Genomic DNA, 505 nt, shown 5'->3' with positions numbered 1-505 from the left:
ACGTTTCAGCATCAGCAGCTTGCCATGAAAGAAGTGACTGGCGCCCGGCACAACCGTTACAGGCAGGTCGTGCGAGCGCGCAAAGCTCATGGCTTCAGACAAAGGAACGACTTCGTCGTCTTCGCCATGAACCAGCAAGGTATCGTCAGGAACAGAGCCCGCTCGAAACCTGATCCGTTCCACTGCGGGGCCAAATAATAATAACGCATCGGGTACCGTGCCGGACTGTTCGGCCAGGGCTGAATACAGCTGCGCAGCCACCGATGTGCCAAAGGAAAAACCGGCCAACACCCATTTGCCGCCCGCCGCTTCCGGATAGGCTTGCGTAAACTGCTCGACCAACTGCTGCATGTCGGCCGTTTCACCCTGGGCCGCATCGAACTGGCCGTCGGAAGCGCCCACGCCTCTGAAATTGGGGCGCACGGCAATCAGGCCGCGTTCCACACAGGCGCGGGCTATGGTCGTGACGATTTTGTTGTCGCGCGCCCCACCGTGCAGCGGATGC

At 60.2% G+C, this 505-nt stretch carries 1 protein-coding gene; it reads right to left on the bottom strand.

Features of this window, described 5'->3' with window-relative positions:
• On the bottom strand, nt 1-505 hold a 505-nt coding region (locus tag H0A72_RS21970), incomplete at both ends, for an alpha/beta hydrolase (protein ID WP_180158636.1).

It is taken from the genome of Parapusillimonas granuli (assembly GCF_013416525.1).
Taxonomy (GTDB): Bacteria; Pseudomonadota; Gammaproteobacteria; order Burkholderiales; family Burkholderiaceae_B; genus Parapusillimonas; species Parapusillimonas granuli.
Note: the sequence above shows the minus strand (reverse complement) of the source record. Positions and strands in the feature narration are given on the sequence as shown.